Source organism: Methylobacterium sp. WL12 (assembly GCF_008039475.1).
GTDB classification, from domain to species: Bacteria; Pseudomonadota; Alphaproteobacteria; order Rhizobiales; family Beijerinckiaceae; genus Methylobacterium; species Methylobacterium cerastii.
In genome coordinates this window covers 1-15,644 of the sequence record NZ_VRUW01000032.1, presented here as the reverse complement: position 1 = coordinate 15,644, position 15,644 = coordinate 1, and the positions used below count along the sequence as shown (strand labels likewise).

Here is a 15,644-nt window from a genome sequence, read left to right as displayed (position 1 = left end):
CGAGAGAGCGGCCATCAGGCCGACGACGGGAACCGCGCCGATCAGCAGGACCCAGCGCCACGGATGCGCGGCCTTCGCGCGCCGGTTGTCGTTCATCGCCCGCGGCGCGCGTCCACGGTGCCGAACGTAGGCCGAAAGATCGACGCGTCCGCGCGAGGCGGGACTGGACGAGGCGGTGTCGAGCTTGCGGCAACCTGGCATGGCAGAACCATAACTGCGTCGCGGCGCCCGCGTTCCGTTGCGATCGTCGTGCCGGTGCGGTCCGGAGGGCTCAGGCCGGGGACAGCCCGGCCGCTGCGTAGAGGTCCGGCCGGTAGACGGCTTCCGCGGCCGGCAGGAGGTCCTCGGCCGGCATCTGCCCGGCGGCTCGCATCTGCGACAGGATCCAGCCGACATGGGCGGCGCGCGGCTCCTGCGCCGCCGCGTCGAGGCGCAGGTAATCGGGCGCTTCGCGCTCCCGGCCCGGCCCGTCGAGGACGATCGTCCCCTCGAAGGTGCGGGCGATCAGATGGGGGTCGAGGTTCAGGTAGGGCCGCCGCGCGAGGCGGTGGGCGAGCTCGGTGCGATTGGCCGGGTCGGCGCACCAGCGCCCGGCGTGGGCGACGGCCCGCACCAGGGGCGGGATCGCGCCCTCGAGCCGCGGCGCGACGGCGAGCACCTTCTCGGGCGCGTCCGGGGCCACCTCGCAGCCCAGCGCGGCGATGCGCCCGAGTCCGGCCGCGACCGCCACCGCGTTCCAGGGCGCGCCGGCGCAGAAGCCGTCGACGATCCCGCGCGATAGGGCTTCGACGCTGTGCTGGGGCGGCACCGCCACCAGGCGGACGGCGGCCGGGTCTAGTCCGCCGGCCTCGCAGAACAGCCGGAGCTGGTAGGTGTGCGAGGAGAACGGATGGACCGTGCCCAGCGTCAGCGGCCGGCCGGCTTCCCTGCGCGCGCCCGCCATCCGGGCGAAGGCGCCGGCGACGTCGGCGAGGCGCTCGCTCTCCGGCGCCATCGTGGCCCAGAGGGGGTTGGATAGGGTGATCGCGTTGCCGTTCAGGCTGAGCGACAGCGGCACGATCAGGTCGGAGGGCGGCCCCGACAGGGCGAGCGCGCTCGCCAACGCCAGCGGCGCCAGGATGTGCGCGGCGTCGAGGTATCCGAGCGCCAGCCGGTCGCGCAGCGTCGCCCAGGACGGCTCGGCGGTCAGCTCCAGGTCGAGCCCCTCGGCGCGGGCGAAGCCCATCTCGTGGGCGGCGATCACGGGGGCTGCGTCGCAGAGGGGCACGTAGCCCAGATGAAGTCTCATCTGCGAAGCCTCCTCGGCGAAGTCACTGGCGCCCTCATCCGAGCAGGTCGGCCGCGGTGACGATCGCCCGCGCGATGTCGGCGATCTTCCGCTTCTCGTTCATCGCCTTCTTGCGCAGCTGCTTGTAGGCCTCGTCCTCGGACAGGCCCTTCATGCTCATGAGGATGCCCTTGGCGCGCTCGATCAGCTTGCGGTCGGCGAGTTCGCCGCGCGCCTCCGAGAGCTCCCGCTGCAGGCGCGAGAACGCGTTGAAGCGCAGGATCGCAATGTCGAGGATCGGCTTGATCCGCTCGGGGCGCAGGCCGTCCACGACGTAGGCCGAGATTCCTGCGTCGACCGCCGCCTGCATCATCGTGGCGTCCGAGCGGTCCACGAACATCGCCACCGGCCGCTCGACGTGGCGCGCGACGCCGGACATCTGCTCCAGGATGTCCCGGCTCGGGCTTTCCAGGTGGATCACCACCACGTCGGGGGCGAGCGCGGCGACGCGCTCCATCAGGTCGGCGGTGTCGGCCATCACCACGACGCGACCGATCCCGGCGGCGCGCAGGCCCTCCTCCAGGATCGCGGCACGCGCCCGGCTCGGATCGATCACGGCGACGGTGAGGCTGGTGTCTGACATCTAGGCCCGGTGCTGGGCGACAAATCGGATCGCGGCGACGCATGCCGCCGGCTGCCCCGCAAGGCAAGCGTCGTGCCCCGGATCGCCAGGGCGATCGCTTGAAAGCGCCGGCTCTTTTTTCTTCGGTCTCGATCAACGGCGCCTGCCTCCACGGGTTTGGGCTTTCGCTCCGCGGGGCGCCCTTCGCGCCCTGCCGGATCGCTCCGGGCAACGGAGCGGAAAGGAAACGGTCTAGCTTCCGCCGCAAATCGGGATCACCCAGGCGGTCGTCGCGACGGTCGAGGAGGTTCGAAGCATCGGATGTCGAAGCCAGACCCCTTCGCGACCCTGGACGGCGGCGGTTCCGGCCGGCTTTCCCTCCCCTTCCTGCCGACCCTGGCTACGGCGCTCGTGATCGGGGCAGCCTCGCTCCTGTGCCGCGAGCCGGCCCAGGCACCGGCCGTCCCGGCGCCCTCCGCCTCCGTCGCGCCCCACGCCTTCCATGCGGCGGCCCCGGCCGAGGCCGCCCTGCCCCGGCCGCCGGCCGCGATCGCCTTCGCGCAGTTCCCGCCGAGCCTCGTCCTGCCGGAGATCCGCACCGCGTCGCATCCGGTCGCGCGGGTCGCGACGACGGCCGTGACGCCGCGCCGCGCCTGCTCCGGACCGCGCTGCGCCGAGGGGCCGCCGCGCCGGCCCGACCCGTTCTCCGAAATCGTCCGGCCCTCACCCGTCGAGGCCGAGGCGCAGGTGCGCGACGGCCTGCTGCCGGACCTCGCCCTGCCCTTCGCCCCGGCCGTGCGCGCGGTCGGGGACGCCGCCGCCTACCTGCGCACCGGCGCCTCCGCACTCGGCAGCCCGGTTTCGGTCCTGGTCGACCGTTTGGACTGAGGGCTTTCCGCCATGCTGCGCTGCGGCCGTCCGGCCGCGTGCGCACCGTGACGGGCGCCGTGATTAGCGTCTTGGGCGGCGTCCGTTTTCCCCGTCGCGCCCTGGACCGCATCGCTTTGCCGAACTAGGTGCAGTGCATCGGACGGCGCCCGTCGCCGGCCGCGACGGATCCGCTTCATGGCCGCACGCATCGAGGACTACGCGCTGATCGGCGACGGCCGCACCGCCGCGCTGATTAGCCGGCAGGGCAGCGTCGACTGGCTGTGCTGGCCGCGCTTCGACGCCTCCGCCCTGTTCGCCGCCCTCCTCGGCACCGAGGAGCACGGGTTCTGGCGCCTCGCGCCGCAGGCCGCCCACGTCGAGACCCGCTGGGCCTACCGCGAGGGCAGCCTCGTGCTGGAGACCCACCACAAGACCCGCGAGGGCGAGGTGCGTGTCGTCGACTACATGCCCGTCGGCGACGGGTCGCACCTGATCCGCCTGGTCGAGGGCCTGCACGGCCGCGTGGCGATGCGCATGGATCTCGCGATGCGCTTCGATTACGGCTCGGCGGTCCCCTGGGTCTCGCACAACGAGCTTGGCGACCTCCGCGCGATCTCGGGGCCGCACAAGGCGGTCCTGCGTACCAAGGCGCCTCTGCGTGGGCATGGGCAGACCACGGTCTCCGAGTTCACGGTGCATGCCGGCGAGGCGGTCGCCTTCACCTTGAGCTACGGCGCGAGCCACGAGGACGACCCGGCGCCGATCGAGCCGCGCAAGGTGCTCGCCGCCACCGACCGGTTCTGGCGGGACTGGTCCGACCGCTGCGCCAGCGGCACGCCCTGGGACGCGATGCTGAAGCGCTCGCTGCTGACGCTGAAGGCGCTGATCTACATGCCGACGGGCGGGATCGTGGCCGCGCCGACGACGTCGCTGCCGGAGGACCTTGGCGGCGTGCGCAACTGGGACTACCGCTTCTGCTGGCTGCGCGACTCGACCTTCACTCTCCTCGCGCTGATGGATGGCGGCTTCCTCGACGAGGCCCGCGCCTGGCGCGACTGGCTGCAGCGCGCGGTGGCCGGCAACCCGGAGCAGGCGCACATCCTCTACGGCATCGCCGGCGAGCGGCTGCTGCCCGAGATCGAGCTCGACTGGCTGCCCGGCTACGAGGGCTCGAAGCCGGTCCGGGTCGGCAACGCCGCGGTCTCGCAGTTCCAGCTCGACGTCTACGGCGAATTGTTCGACGCGCTCTACCAGGCGCGGATGCGCGGCATGCCGACCGACAAGGACGGCTGGCGCGTGGGCCTCGCCATCATCGCCCACCTGGAGAAGGTCTGGAGCGAGCCGGACGAGGGCATCTGGGAGGTGCGCGGCGGGCGCAAGCACTTCGTCCACTCGAAGGTCATGGCCTGGGTCGCCTTCGATCGCGCGATCCGCAGCCATACGGGACAGGCCGACGCCCCCGACGCGCCGGTCGCGCGCTGGAAGGCGATCCGCGACCAGATCCACGCGGAGGTCTGCGAGAAGGGCTTCGATCCGGAGCTGAACAGCTTCGTGCAGTATTACGGCTCGAAGAAGCTCGACGCGAGCCTGCTGCTGATCGCCCATATGGGCTTTCTGCCCCAGGACGACCCGCGCGTGGTCGGCACCGTCGAGGCGATCGGCCGGGACCTGATGCGCGATGGCTTCATCCTGCGCTACGACACGCGGGGCCAGACCACGGACGGGCTGCCCGGCAACGAGGGCGCATTCCTGCCCTGCACCTTCTGGTACGCGGACAACCTGATCGGCCTCGGCCGCCGCGCGGAGGCCCGCGCCCTGATCGAGCGCCTGATCGGCATCTGCAACGACCTCGGCCTCGTCTCCGAGGAGTATGACGGGAAGGCCCGGCGGCTGGTCGGCAACTTCCCGCAGGCGTTCACGCATGTTGCGCTCGTGAACACCATCCTCAATTACAGCCGGGCCGAAGGGCCTGCGAAGGAGCGGGGCGGCGCGGACGATTCGGACGCGCCCGCCGGCCGCGATTTGCGCGTGCACCAACCGCACGCGGTCGCGAGCGGTCTCGCGCCGCAGTGACGACAACGGGAAAGACGACACCATGAGCGGAGCTGACACCGTGCCCAAGACGGCGCTTTCCGAGATCGACAAGCTCTCGATCGACACCATCCGCACGTTGGCGATCGATGCGGTGCAGAAGGCCAATTCGGGACACGCCGGCGCGCCGATGGCGCTGGCTCCGGTGGCCTACACCCTGTGGAACCGATACCTCCGCTACGACCCGGCGCATCCCCACTGGCCCAACCGCGACCGCTTCGTTCTGTCCTGCGGCCACGCCTCGATGCTGCTCTACGCGCTGCTGCACCTTGCAGGCGTGGCGGAAAAGGACGGCGGCAACGCGCCGGCCGTGACGCTCGAGGACATCAAGAAGTTTCGGCAGCTCGACAGCCGCACGCCGGGCCACCCGGAATACCACTTCACCACCGGCGTCGAGACCACCACAGGGCCCCTCGGCCAGGGCGTGGCGAACTCCGTCGGCATGGCGATGGGCGGCCGCTACCTCGGTGAGCACCTGAACCGGCCCGAGCTGCCGCTGTTCGACTACAACGTCTACGCGATCTGCTCGGACGGCGACCTGATGGAGGGCGTCGCCTCCGAGGCCGCCTCGATCGCCGGGCACCTGCGCCTGTCGAACCTGTGCTGGATCTACGACAACAACACCATCACCATCGAGGGCCACACCGAACTGGCTTTCGGCGAAGAGGTCGCGACCCGGTTCCTCGCCTACGGCTGGCAGGTGCTGCGCGTCGCCGACGCCAACGACGTGCATTCGATCTCGGGTGCGATCGAGACCTTCCTGCAGTCGAGCGACCGGCCGACGATCATCATCGTCAACTCGATCATCGGCTTCGGCGCGCCGAAGAAGCAGAACACGTCGAAGGCCCACTCGGACGCGCTCGGCGAGGACGAGGCCAAGGGCGCCAAGCGCGCCTACGGCTGGCCGGAGGACGCGCAGTTCCTGGTGCCCGACGGCGTGCAGCAGAACTTTTCCGACAACATCGGCAAGCGCGGCGCCGAGCTCTACGACCAGTGGCAGGGCTTCCTGACGGCCGCCAAGGACGCCGACCCCGAGCACGCCGAGACCCTCGACGCCTTCTTCGAGGGCCGCCTGCCCGAGGGCTGGGACCGGGACATCCCGGTGTTCGAGCCCGACGCCAAGGGGCTCGCGACCCGCGAATCCTCTGGAAAGGTGTTGAACGCCATCGCCCAGCACGTGCCGTTCATGCTCGGCGGCTCGGCGGATCTGGCGCCCTCGAACAAGTCGAACCTCACCTTCGAGGGGGCGGGCTCGCTCACCCCGTTCGAGCCGGGCGGCCGCAACATCCACTTCGGCGTGCGCGAGCACGCCATGGGCTCGATCGTGAACGGGCTCGGGCTCTCGGGCCTCAGGGCCTACGGCGCGACCTTCCTGGTCTTCGTCGACTACATGCGCCCGGCGGTGCGGCTGGCTTCTTTGATGGAGTTGCCGGTCTTCCACATCTTCACGCACGACTCCATCGGCGTCGGCGAAGACGGGCCGACCCACCAGCCGGTGGAGCAGCTCCTGAGCCTGCGCTGCATCCCCGGCCTCGTGACCCTGCGCCCCGCCGACGCCAACGAGGTCGCGGAAGCCTACCGCGTGATCTTCTCGCTGAAAGACCAGCCGGCGGTGCTCGCCCTCTCGCGCCAGCCGCTGCCGACCATCGACCGCACGACCTTCGCCAGCGCGTCGGGCGTCGCCAAGGGCGGCTACGTGCTCGCGGGCGGCGACGCGACGCCGGAGGTGATCCTGATCGGCTCCGGCTCCGAAGTGCAGCTCTGCCTCCAGGCCTACGAGAGCCTGAAGGCCGAGGGCGTGGCGGCGCGCGTCGTCTCGATGCCGTCCTGGGACCTGTTCGAGCGCCAGGACGAGGCCTATCGCGAGAGCGTGCTGCCGCCGGCCGTGCTGGCCCGCGTCGCCGTCGAGCAGGGCTCGGTGATCGGCTGGGACCGCTATGCGGGCTCGGCCGGCACGATCATCGGGATGCACACCTTCGGCTCCTCGGCGCCGATCAAGGACCTGCAGGCCAAGTTCGGGTTCACGCCGGAGAAGGTGCTGCTGGCGGCGCGAGACCAGATCGCCAAGCACAAGAACGATCACAACGCCAAGCACTGAGACAAGCACTGAGACAGGCACGCGTACAAGCACGCGTACAAGCACGAGTCCTGGGCATCGCGACCCAGGCCTGCGCTCCACGCCGGAGCCAAGGCCTGGGTCCGCGGGTTGATCTCCCGAGCGGGGGGTCGACGACACGACGAACCGAGACCGACGACTTTGCGAGGCATCGACATGAACGCGCTCAAGGCCCTGCACGCCGAACAGGATCAGGCGGTCTGGCTCGACTTCGTCGCCCGCGGCTTCGTCGCCAAGGGCGAGCTCAAGGCGCTGGTCGAGAACGACGGCCTGCGCGGCGTGACCTCCAACCCCTCGATCTTCGAGAAGGCCATCGGCCATTCCGACGAGTACGATGCCAGCCTCAAGAGCGTGATGGAGCAGGGCGACAGCCGCGTCATCGACCTCTACGAGGGCTTGGCCATCGCCGACATCCAGGCGGCGGCCGACGTGCTGCGCCCGGTCTACGAGGCGTCCGACGGCGCAGACGGCTACGTCAGCCTCGAGGTCTCGCCCTACCTCGCCCTGCAGACCGAGGACACGCTGGAGGAGGCTCGCAGGCTCCACAAGGCCGTGGCGCGCGACAACCTGATGGTGAAGGTGCCCGCGACCCCGGAGGGCATCCCGGCGATCCGCCAGCTCACGGCGGAAGGCATCTCGATCAACGTCACCCTGCTGTTCTCGCAGGGCGAGTACGAGAAGGTCGCCCGCGCCTTCGTCGACGGCCTCGCGGAGCGCGCGAGGAACGGCGGCGACGTCTCGCGGATCGCGAGCGTGGCGAGCTTCTTCATCAGCCGCATCGACGTGCTGGCCGACAAGCTGCTCGACGAGAAGGCCGCGGCGGAAGCCGACCCCGAGCGGAAGGCCGCCCTCGAAGCCCTCAAGGGCAAGGTCGCGATCGCCAACGCCAAGCTCGCCTACCAGCGCTACAAGGCGGTGTTCGCGGACAGCAAGTGGACGGCGCTGGCCGAGAAGGGCGCCAAGGCGCAGCGGCTGCTCTGGGCCTCTACGGGCACCAAGAACAAGGCCTACCGCGACGTGCTCTACGTTGAGGAGCTGATCGGCCCGAACACCGTCAACACCATGCCGCCGGCCACGATGGACGCGTTCCGCGACCATGGCGCGGTGCGCAACGCGATCGAGGAGGACGTGGCCGGGGCGGAAGCCGTGATGGCGCGCCTGGCTGAGGCCGGCATCGACATCGACGCGATGGCCAAGCAGCTGGTCGAGGAGGGCGTGCAGCTCTTCGTCGACGCCGCCGACAAGCTGCTCGGCGCGGTCGCCGGCAAGCGCGTGGCGCTGCTCGGCCATCGCCTGAACGTCCAGAGCCTGAAGCTCGGCGACGCGCTGGCCGCCGAGACCGGCAAGGCGGTCGAAGCCTGGCGCGCGAGCGGTGCGATCCGCCGCCTGTGGGCGCACGACACCACGGTCTGGTCGGGCGCCGACGAGGATCGGTGGCTCGGCTGGCTCCGCATCGTCGAGGACGAGCTGGAGAAGGCGCAGGATTACGCCGCGCTCTCGGCCTGGGTTCAGGGGCAGGGCTTCGCCGACGTCGTCGTGCTCGGCATGGGCGGGTCGAGCCTCGGCCCCGAAGTGCTCGGCCTGACCTACGGCAACCGCGACGGCTTCCCGAAGCTCTCGATCCTCGATTCCACCAATCCCGACGAGGTCCGCGCGCTCGAGGCCACCCTCGACCTGCCGCGCACGCTGTTCGTCGTCGCCTCGAAGTCCGGCTCGACCTTGGAGCCGAACGTGTTTCGCGACTACTTCCTGGCGCGGATGAAGGCGGTCGTCGGCGAGCGGGCGGGCGAGCACTTCCTCGCCGTCACCGATCCCGGCTCGGCGATGGAGAAGGCGGCCAAAGCCGACGGCTTCCGGCGGATCTTCTACGGCGTGCCGCAGATCGGCGGGCGCTACTCCGTGCTCTCGGCCTTCGGCCTGGTGCCGGCGGCCTGCGTCGGCATCGACGTGACGGACTTCCTGGAGCGGGCGCGGATCATGGTCCGCTCCTGCGGCCCGGCGGTGCCGCCGACCGAGAACCCCGGCGTGCTGCTGGGCGCCGCGATGGGCACCGCTGGTCTGGCGGGTCGCGACAAGGTGACGATCGTCGCCTCCCCGGGGATCGCCAGCTTCGGCGGTTGGGCCGAGCAGCTGATCGCGGAGTCGACCGGCAAGCAGGGCAAGGGCCTGATCCCGATCGACGGCGAGCCGGTCGACGTGCCGGCCGCCTACGGCCACGACCGCCTCTTCGTCTACCTGCGCCTCGACGGCCATGCCGACGAGCGCCAGGACGAGACCCTGCGCGGCCTGGAGCGCGAGGGCCATCCGGTGGTGCGCATCACCCTCGACACGGTGGAGCAGCTTCCGCAGGAGTTCTTCCGCTTCGAGATGGCGACCGCGGTGGCCGGCGCGCTGCTCGGCATCAACCCGTTCGACCAGCCCGACGTCGAGGCGAGCAAGATCGAGACGAAGAAGCTGTTCGAGGCCGCCGAGGCGAGCGGAGCGCTGCCGTCCGAGACGCCGGTGTTCGAGGACGAGACCATCGCCCTCTACGCCGACACGGCCAATTCCGGCGCGCTGCCGGAGGCGGCCGACGGGCTGGAGGCCGGGCTGAAGGCGCAGGTCGCCCGGCTCAAGGCCGGCGACTACCTGGCGCTCCTCGCCTACGTGCCGCGGAACGAGGCGAACCACGCCGTCCTGCAGCAGGCCCGCTTGGCGATCCGCGACGCGCGGCACGTGGCGACCTGCCTGGAATTCGGGCCGCGCTTCCTCCACTCGACGGGCCAGGCCTACAAGGGCGGCCCCGACACCGGCGTGTTCGTGCAGATCACCGCCGACCCCGCCGAGGACCTCGCGATCCCGGGGCGCAAGCTCGGCTTCGGCACCGTGGTCGCGGCGCAGGCGCGCGGCGACCTGTCGGTCCTCGCCGAGCGCGGACGCCGGGCGCTGCGGGTCCACATCAAGGGCGGCGACGTCCCGGCCGGCCTGAAGCGGATCGCCGCGGCCCTGACCGCCGCGGCGGGCTAAGCCTCACGACGGATCGCCGCGCCCGGGGCCCCTCGCGGGCGCAGCCGGGTGCGGCGGGCCGCCACCGACAGAGCCTCACAGAGCCTCAGAGGAGTGCCAAACATGCAGCTCGGGATGATCGGCCTCGGCCGGATGGGCGGCAACATCGTCCGGCGCCTCCTGCGCGACGGGCACACGGCGGTGGTCTTCGACCAGAACCCGGAGGCGGTGAAGGCGCTGGTCGAGGCCGGCGCGGTCGGCGCCGACAGCCTGGAGGACTTCGTCTCCAAGCTCGACGTCCCGCGGGCCGCCTGGGTGATGCTGCCGGCGGGCGCGATCACGGAAGCCACGGTGAAGGCGCTGTCCGGCCTGATGCAGGCCGACGACGTGATCATCGACGGCGGCAACTCGTTCTACGGCGACGACGTGCGCCGCGCGGGCGAGCTCAAGGACCGGAGCATCCACTACGTCGACGTCGGCACCTCCGGCGGCGTCTGGGGGCTGGAGCGCGGCTACTGCATGATGATCGGCGGCGACAAGGCGGCCGTCGATCGCCTCGACCCGGTCTTCGCGACGCTCGCGCCGGGGATCGGCGACATCCCGAAGACGCCGGGGCGCGACGGCCGCGACCCCCGCGCCGAGCAGGGCTACATCCATGCCGGCCCGAGCGGGGCAGGCCACTTCGTCAAGATGATCCACAACGGCATCGAATACGGCCTGATGCAGGCCTATGCCGAGGGCTTCGACATCCTCAAGCACGCCGACAGCGAGGCGCTGCCCCCCGAGCGCCGGTTCGACCTCAACCTCGGCGACATCGCCGAGGTCTGGCGCCGCGGCAGCGTGGTCTCGTCCTGGCTCCTCGACCTGACGGCGAGCGCGTTGGCCACCGACGAGAAGCTCGAGGACTATTCCGGCTACGTCGAGGATTCCGGCGAGGGCCGCTGGACGATCAACGCGGCGATCGAGGAATCCGTGCCGGCCACGGTGCTGTCGAACGCGCTCTACCGCCGCTTCCGCTCGCGCGAGGACGCGTCCTACGCCGACAAGATGCTGTCGGCGATGCGCAAGGGGTTCGGCGGCCACCAGGAGCCCAAAAAGTCATGATGGGCGCGCTGCCGCCCGACGCCGTGGTCCTTCCCGATGCCGACGCGGTGGCCCGCGAGGCTGCCGAGCGCCTGATCGCGGTCTGCGAGGCCTCGCGATCCGAGCGGATCGCGATCGCGCTGTCCGGCGGATCGACGCCCAAGCGCCTCTACGCCCTGCTCGCCGGGCCGGACCATGTCGGCCGCGTGCCCTGGGACCGGGTCCACTGGTTCTTCGGCGACGACCGTGCCGTGCCGTGGGACCATGCCGACAGCAACGTCCGCATGGTGCGCGAGGCCTTCGGCCACGGCACGGCTTTGTCGGCCGCGCACCTGCACTTCATCCCGACCGACCTCGGGCCGGAGGTGGCGGCCGAGGCCTACTCCCGCACGCTCCTCGCGTTCTATGGCGCCGACCGGCTCGACCCCGCCCGTCCGCTGTTCGACTGCGTCCTGCTCGGCCTCGGCGAGGACGGCCACACCGCCTCGCTGTTTCCCGGCAAGCCCGCCCTGTCCGTGACGGACGCCCTCGTGGCGCCCGTGCCGGAGGCCGGCCTGACGCCGTTCGTGCCGCGGGTGACGCTGACCTTCAAGGCGATCGCCTCCTCCGCCCTGATCCTGTTCCTGGTGGGCGGCGCGGGCAAGCGCGAGGCGCTCCGGCGGCTCGCCGCCGGCGAGGACCTGCCGGCGGGCCGGGTGACGAGCCGGGGGCGGATCGAATGGTTGCTCGATGAGGCGGCCGCCGCCTGATACGGCCTCCGCTCGATCGAAGCGGAGGCCGTATCAGGCAAGCCCGCGCGGCGCATCCCGCGCGGCGCATGAGCGAAGCCCACATCCGCCATCCCGAAGGGATCGACCGGATTTGGTATGACGCCGCCGGAGCCGTCATCGAATCCGGCGGCGGCGATCTGGTCAGCGATGGCGGCGGTGATGACGGTGACGGCGCATCATGTGCGGGCGCGCCATCATGCTGCCGCGGCGGGCCATCCGATGCTGGCCGGCGAAGGTGCTGTTGCCGGTCGCCGCGGCGTTGCGGGAGAGGCCGTCGCCGGGGGCCGCCTGGCTCGGCATGTTCGTGCCGGCGAGTAGGCCGATGGCCAGGGTCGCGCCGAGGAGGATCTTCTTCATGGTGGTTTTCCGTCCGTGATCGTTCGTTCGCCCTGCTCGAACGGCGTTCGGAGGGCCGGGTTCCCGTTGATCGTACCATCCTGCCGCCCGTGCCTGCCGCCCGTGTCTCCCGCCGCGGTCGAAGGCGTGGCCTTCGACCCTGCGGGGCCAGGCGTCGGGCCGGGCGGGTCGGCACGGCGGAGGACGACCGGTGCGGCGCCGCCACCGCATCCACGGCGTGACCGGCCCATGCTCTAACCGCCTGCGTGGCCGCTTTTTCTGCACGCGAGCCGGTATCCACCGCGCTCGAAAATGCTCTAGGGCAGGATACCGATGAGGGCAGGACACCGATGCGGGCCGGTCACCGATGCGGATGGCGGCCCAGGGCCGAGGCGGTCGACGGGGAGCGGGGACGAAGCATGCGCGACGGATTTCGGACGCTGATCCTGGCGGTGCTCGCCGCCCTGCCCGCGGCGGGGCCGGCCTCGGCGCAAGCCGCCAAGCCCGCCTTCGTGTTCACCGGCATCCCGGATCAGGACGAGAGCCGCCTGGTCGAGCGCTTCGGCAAGGTCGCGCGCTACCTCGAAGCCAAGCTCGGCGTGCCGGTGACGTACATCCCGGTGAAGAACTATCCGGCCGCCGTCACCGCCTTCACCAACGGGCAGGTGCAGCTCGCTTGGTTCGGCGGCTTCACCGGCGTGCAGGCGCGCAAGGCGGTGCCGGGCTCCCAGGCGATCGCGCAAGGCGCGGAGGACGCCGCCTTCAAGACCTACCTGATCGCCAACGTGAAGACCGGCCTCCAGCCGTCCAAGGACTTCCCGAAGGACATCGCCGGCAAGAGCTTCACCTTCGGCTCGCGCGCCTCGACCTCGGGCCGCCTGATGCCGGAATACTTCATCCGGCAGGCCTTTCCGGGCAAGACCCCCGAGCAGGTCTTCCCGACGGTGGGCTTCTCGGGCGACCACAGCCGGACGATCCAGCTCGTGCAGTCGGGCGCCTTCGCCGTCGGCGCGGTCGACTATTCGGTCTGGGACCTCGACGCCAAGGCCGGCAAGGTCGACCCCAAGGCCGTCACGGTGATCTGGGAGAGCCCGACCTTCCCCGACTACCAGTGGACGGTGCGCGGCGACGTGGACGCGATCTACGGCGACGGCTTCACCGCGAAGCTGAAGGCGGCGCTCGTCGGCATCGCCGATCCGGCGATCCTGGAGCCGTTCGGCCGCTCGAAATTCATCCCCGTCGACAACGCCGCCTACGCGCCGCTGATCGCGGTGGGGCAGTCCACCGGCCTGCTCGACTGACCGACACGATGGCAGACCCTGCGATCCGGCTCGTGGATGCGGGCGCCGCCTACGACGGGCGCCCGGTGCTCGCCGGCATCGACCTGACGATTTATCCGGGCGAGCGGGTCGCGCTGCTGGGGCGCTCGGGGGCGGGCAAGTCGACGCTGATCGGCCTGATCCAGGCGCAGAGCCCGGAGCGGGTCGCGCTGGTGCCGCAGGCGGCGGCCCTCGTGCGGACCCTGTCGGTGTTCCACAACGTCTACATGGGCCGCCTCGACCGCCGCTCGACCCTGCACAACCTGCGCACCCTGGTTCGCCCGGCCGCCGCCGACCTCGCCGAAGTCCGCGCGGTGCTGGCCCGGGTCGGCCTGGCCGAGAAGATCCGCGAGAAGGCGGGCGCGCTGTCGGGCGGGCAGCAGCAGCGGGTCTCGGTCGCCCGCGCGCTCTACAACGGCCGGCCGATCCTGGTCGGCGACGAGCCGGTCTCGGCGCTGGACCGGATGCAGGGCGCAGCCGTGCTCGCCGAGATGGCCCGCGGCCACGAGACCCTGGTGGTGGCCCTCCACGACGTGGCGCTCGCGCTCGCCCACACCGACCGGATCGTGGTGCTGGAGGCCGGCCGCATCGTCCTCGACGCGCCCGCCCGCAGCCTCGACGCGGCGGCGCTGAGCCCGTTCTACCAGGCGGCGGCGTGATCGGGCTTCAACGCCCTGGCTACGCCGCGACCAGCCTGTGGTTCGCGGGGGCCGCGCTCGCCGCCTTGTCCCTGGCCGACCTCCACGTCACCAGCCTGAACCCCTGGGCCGACCTCCAGCGGCTGCTCGCCGGCCTGTTGCGGCCCGACCTGCTCTCGGTGGAGGGCTGGAGCGTCGTCTACACGGTCGCCTTCGCGGTGCTCGGCGTGACGTTGGGCGCCGGCGCCGGCTTCCTGCTGGCGATTCCCTTTGCGCGGTTCCGCGCGGTCCGCCTCCTCTGCGCCGGCCTGCGCGCGGTGCACGAGCTGTTCTGGGCCCTGCTGCTGATGCAGGTGTTCGGGCTTTCGGCCACCACCGGGATCCTGGCCATCGCCCTGCCCTATGCCGGCATCTGCGCGAAGGTCTACTCGGAGATCATCGAGGAGGCCGACCTGTCGGCGCTCCGGGTGCTGCCCGCGGGCACCGGCGCCGTCTCGGCCTTCCTCTACGCCCGCCTGCCGGAGGTCGCGGGCGCGTTCCGGCACTACACCCTCTACCGCTTCGAATGCGCCATGCGCTCGACCCTGGTGCTCGGCTTCATCGGCCTGCCGACCATGGGGTTCTACCTCGAATCCGCCTTCCGCCAGGGGCGCTACGCCGAGGCCGGGGCGCTGCTGCTGGTGTTCTACGCGCTGATCGGCTCGCGCCGGCTCTGGGTGCGGGCGAACACGGTGCCGGTGCTGATCGCGGCGAGCGCGCTGGCGCTGCCGGCCACCGTCGGCACCACCAACGTCGGCGCCAGCCTCGTCCGCTTCCTCACCCACGACGTCGTCCCCGCGCCCTTGCGCAACGCGAGCCTCCTCGACCCCGCCACCCTGCCCCGGCTCTGGGCCTGGTTCTCGCCGATCCTGACCGGCCAGATCCTCCCCGGCGCGGTGCAGACGCTGGTGCTGGCGCAGATCGCGCTGGTCGCGACCGCGCTCGGCGCCCTCGTCCTGTTCCCGCTGGTGTCGCGGCGCTTTTCCGGCCGGTTCGGCGCGCCCGCGGGGCGGGTGCTCCTCGTGGTTTTGCGCTCGACGCCGGAATACATGCTCGCCTACGTCCTGCTGCAGACCCTCGGCCCCTCGATGCTGCCGGCGATCCTGGCGCTGACGATCCACAATGCCGGCATCGTCGGCTACCTGATGGGGCGCCACGCCGACGCCCTACCCTACCGCGCCGACGCGCCGACGGGCCTCAACCTCTACGCCTACGAGACCGTGCCGCGGCTCTACGGGCAGTTCCTCGCCTACCTGCTCTACCGCTGGGAGCTGATCCTTCGCGAGAGCGCGATCTTCGGCATCCTGGGCGTCGCGACGCTGGGCTTCCACGTCGACGCCGCGATCTCGGAATTGCGCCTCGACGTCGCCACGGTGCTGATCGCGGCCACCGCCGCGCTGACGATCGCCGTCGATGCCGGCTCGCGCGCCCTGCGCAAGGCCCTGCGCCTCGACACCCTGCCGACGCGCCTCGCCGACCCGGTGAAGGCGCCCGCCCCCGTCTTGCCC

The 15,644-nt window shown here is 71.4% G+C and carries 12 protein-coding genes; 9 read left to right on the top strand and 3 right to left on the bottom strand.

Features of this window, described 5'->3' with window-relative positions; all coding sequences use genetic code 11:
- Nucleotides 1-271: 271 nt before the first annotated feature.
- Nucleotides 272-1,288 carry a CmpA/NrtA family ABC transporter substrate-binding protein gene (locus tag FV226_RS13850; protein ID WP_147763365.1) on the bottom strand — a complete coding sequence of 339 codons (1,017 nt, stop codon included), beginning with the start codon at nt 1,286-1,288 and terminating at the stop codon, nt 272-274.
- Between the two features lie 34 nt (nt 1,289-1,322).
- On the bottom strand, nt 1,323-1,910 hold the full coding sequence (locus FV226_RS13845) for an ANTAR domain-containing protein (protein WP_147751501.1): 588 nt from the start codon (nt 1,908-1,910) through the stop codon (nt 1,323-1,325).
- A gap of 300 nt (nt 1,911-2,210) precedes the next feature.
- Between FV226_RS13845 and FV226_RS13840 the strand changes: the two genes are divergently transcribed.
- The 6 genes from FV226_RS13840 (at nt 2,211) to pgl (ending at nt 11,783) form a co-directional block, all read left to right on the top strand.
- Nucleotides 2,211-2,777 carry a hypothetical protein gene (locus tag FV226_RS13840; protein WP_147763364.1) on the top strand — a complete coding sequence of 189 codons (567 nt, stop codon included), beginning with the start codon at nt 2,211-2,213 and terminating at the stop codon, nt 2,775-2,777.
- A gap of 177 nt (nt 2,778-2,954) precedes the next feature.
- Nucleotides 2,955-4,832: a glycoside hydrolase family 15 protein gene (locus tag FV226_RS13835; RefSeq protein ID WP_147763363.1), complete on the top strand. Its 1,878-nt coding sequence runs from the start codon at nt 2,955-2,957 to the stop codon at nt 4,830-4,832.
- A 22-nt stretch (nt 4,833-4,854) separates the two neighbouring features.
- On the top strand, nt 4,855-6,948 hold the full coding sequence (gene tkt / locus FV226_RS13830; protein WP_147763362.1) for a transketolase: 2,094 nt from the start codon (nt 4,855-4,857) through the stop codon (nt 6,946-6,948).
- Between the two features lie 174 nt (nt 6,949-7,122).
- Nucleotides 7,123-9,972: a bifunctional transaldolase/phosoglucose isomerase gene (locus FV226_RS13825; RefSeq protein ID WP_147763361.1), complete on the top strand. Its 2,850-nt coding sequence runs from the start codon at nt 7,123-7,125 to the stop codon at nt 9,970-9,972.
- Nucleotides 9,973-10,074: 102 nt separating this feature from the next.
- The gene (gene gnd / locus FV226_RS13820; protein ID WP_147763360.1) at nt 10,075-11,055 is read left to right on the top strand and encodes a phosphogluconate dehydrogenase (NAD(+)-dependent, decarboxylating); all 981 of its coding nucleotides are present in this window, start codon (nt 10,075-10,077) and stop codon (nt 11,053-11,055) included.
- Entirely contained in the window at nt 11,055-11,783 is a 729-nt protein-coding gene (gene pgl / locus FV226_RS13815) for a 6-phosphogluconolactonase (protein ID WP_147763386.1), read from the top strand. The genes gnd and pgl overlap by 1 nt, the downstream gene beginning before the upstream one ends.
- Nucleotides 11,784-11,945: 162 nt before the next feature.
- Here the strand turns inward: pgl and FV226_RS13810 are convergent, their stop codons facing one another.
- On the bottom strand, nt 11,946-12,161 hold the full coding sequence (locus tag FV226_RS13810; RefSeq protein WP_147751495.1) for a hypothetical protein: 216 nt from the start codon (nt 12,159-12,161) through the stop codon (nt 11,946-11,948).
- Nucleotides 12,162-12,559: 398 nt separating this feature from the next.
- Between FV226_RS13810 and FV226_RS13805 the strand changes: the two genes are divergently transcribed.
- From FV226_RS13805 to FV226_RS13795, 3 genes are all read left to right on the top strand, one after another.
- The gene (locus tag FV226_RS13805; RefSeq protein WP_147763359.1) at nt 12,560-13,441 is read left to right on the top strand and encodes a putative selenate ABC transporter substrate-binding protein; all 882 of its coding nucleotides are present in this window, start codon (nt 12,560-12,562) and stop codon (nt 13,439-13,441) included.
- 8 nt (nt 13,442-13,449) lie between these two features.
- The gene (locus FV226_RS13800) at nt 13,450-14,118 is read left to right on the top strand and encodes an ATP-binding cassette domain-containing protein (RefSeq protein ID WP_147751493.1); all 669 of its coding nucleotides are present in this window, start codon (nt 13,450-13,452) and stop codon (nt 14,116-14,118) included.
- On the top strand, nt 14,115-15,644 hold a 1,530-nt coding region (locus FV226_RS13795; RefSeq protein WP_147763358.1), incomplete at its 3' end, for an ABC transporter permease. The genes FV226_RS13800 and FV226_RS13795, both read left to right, overlap by 4 nt.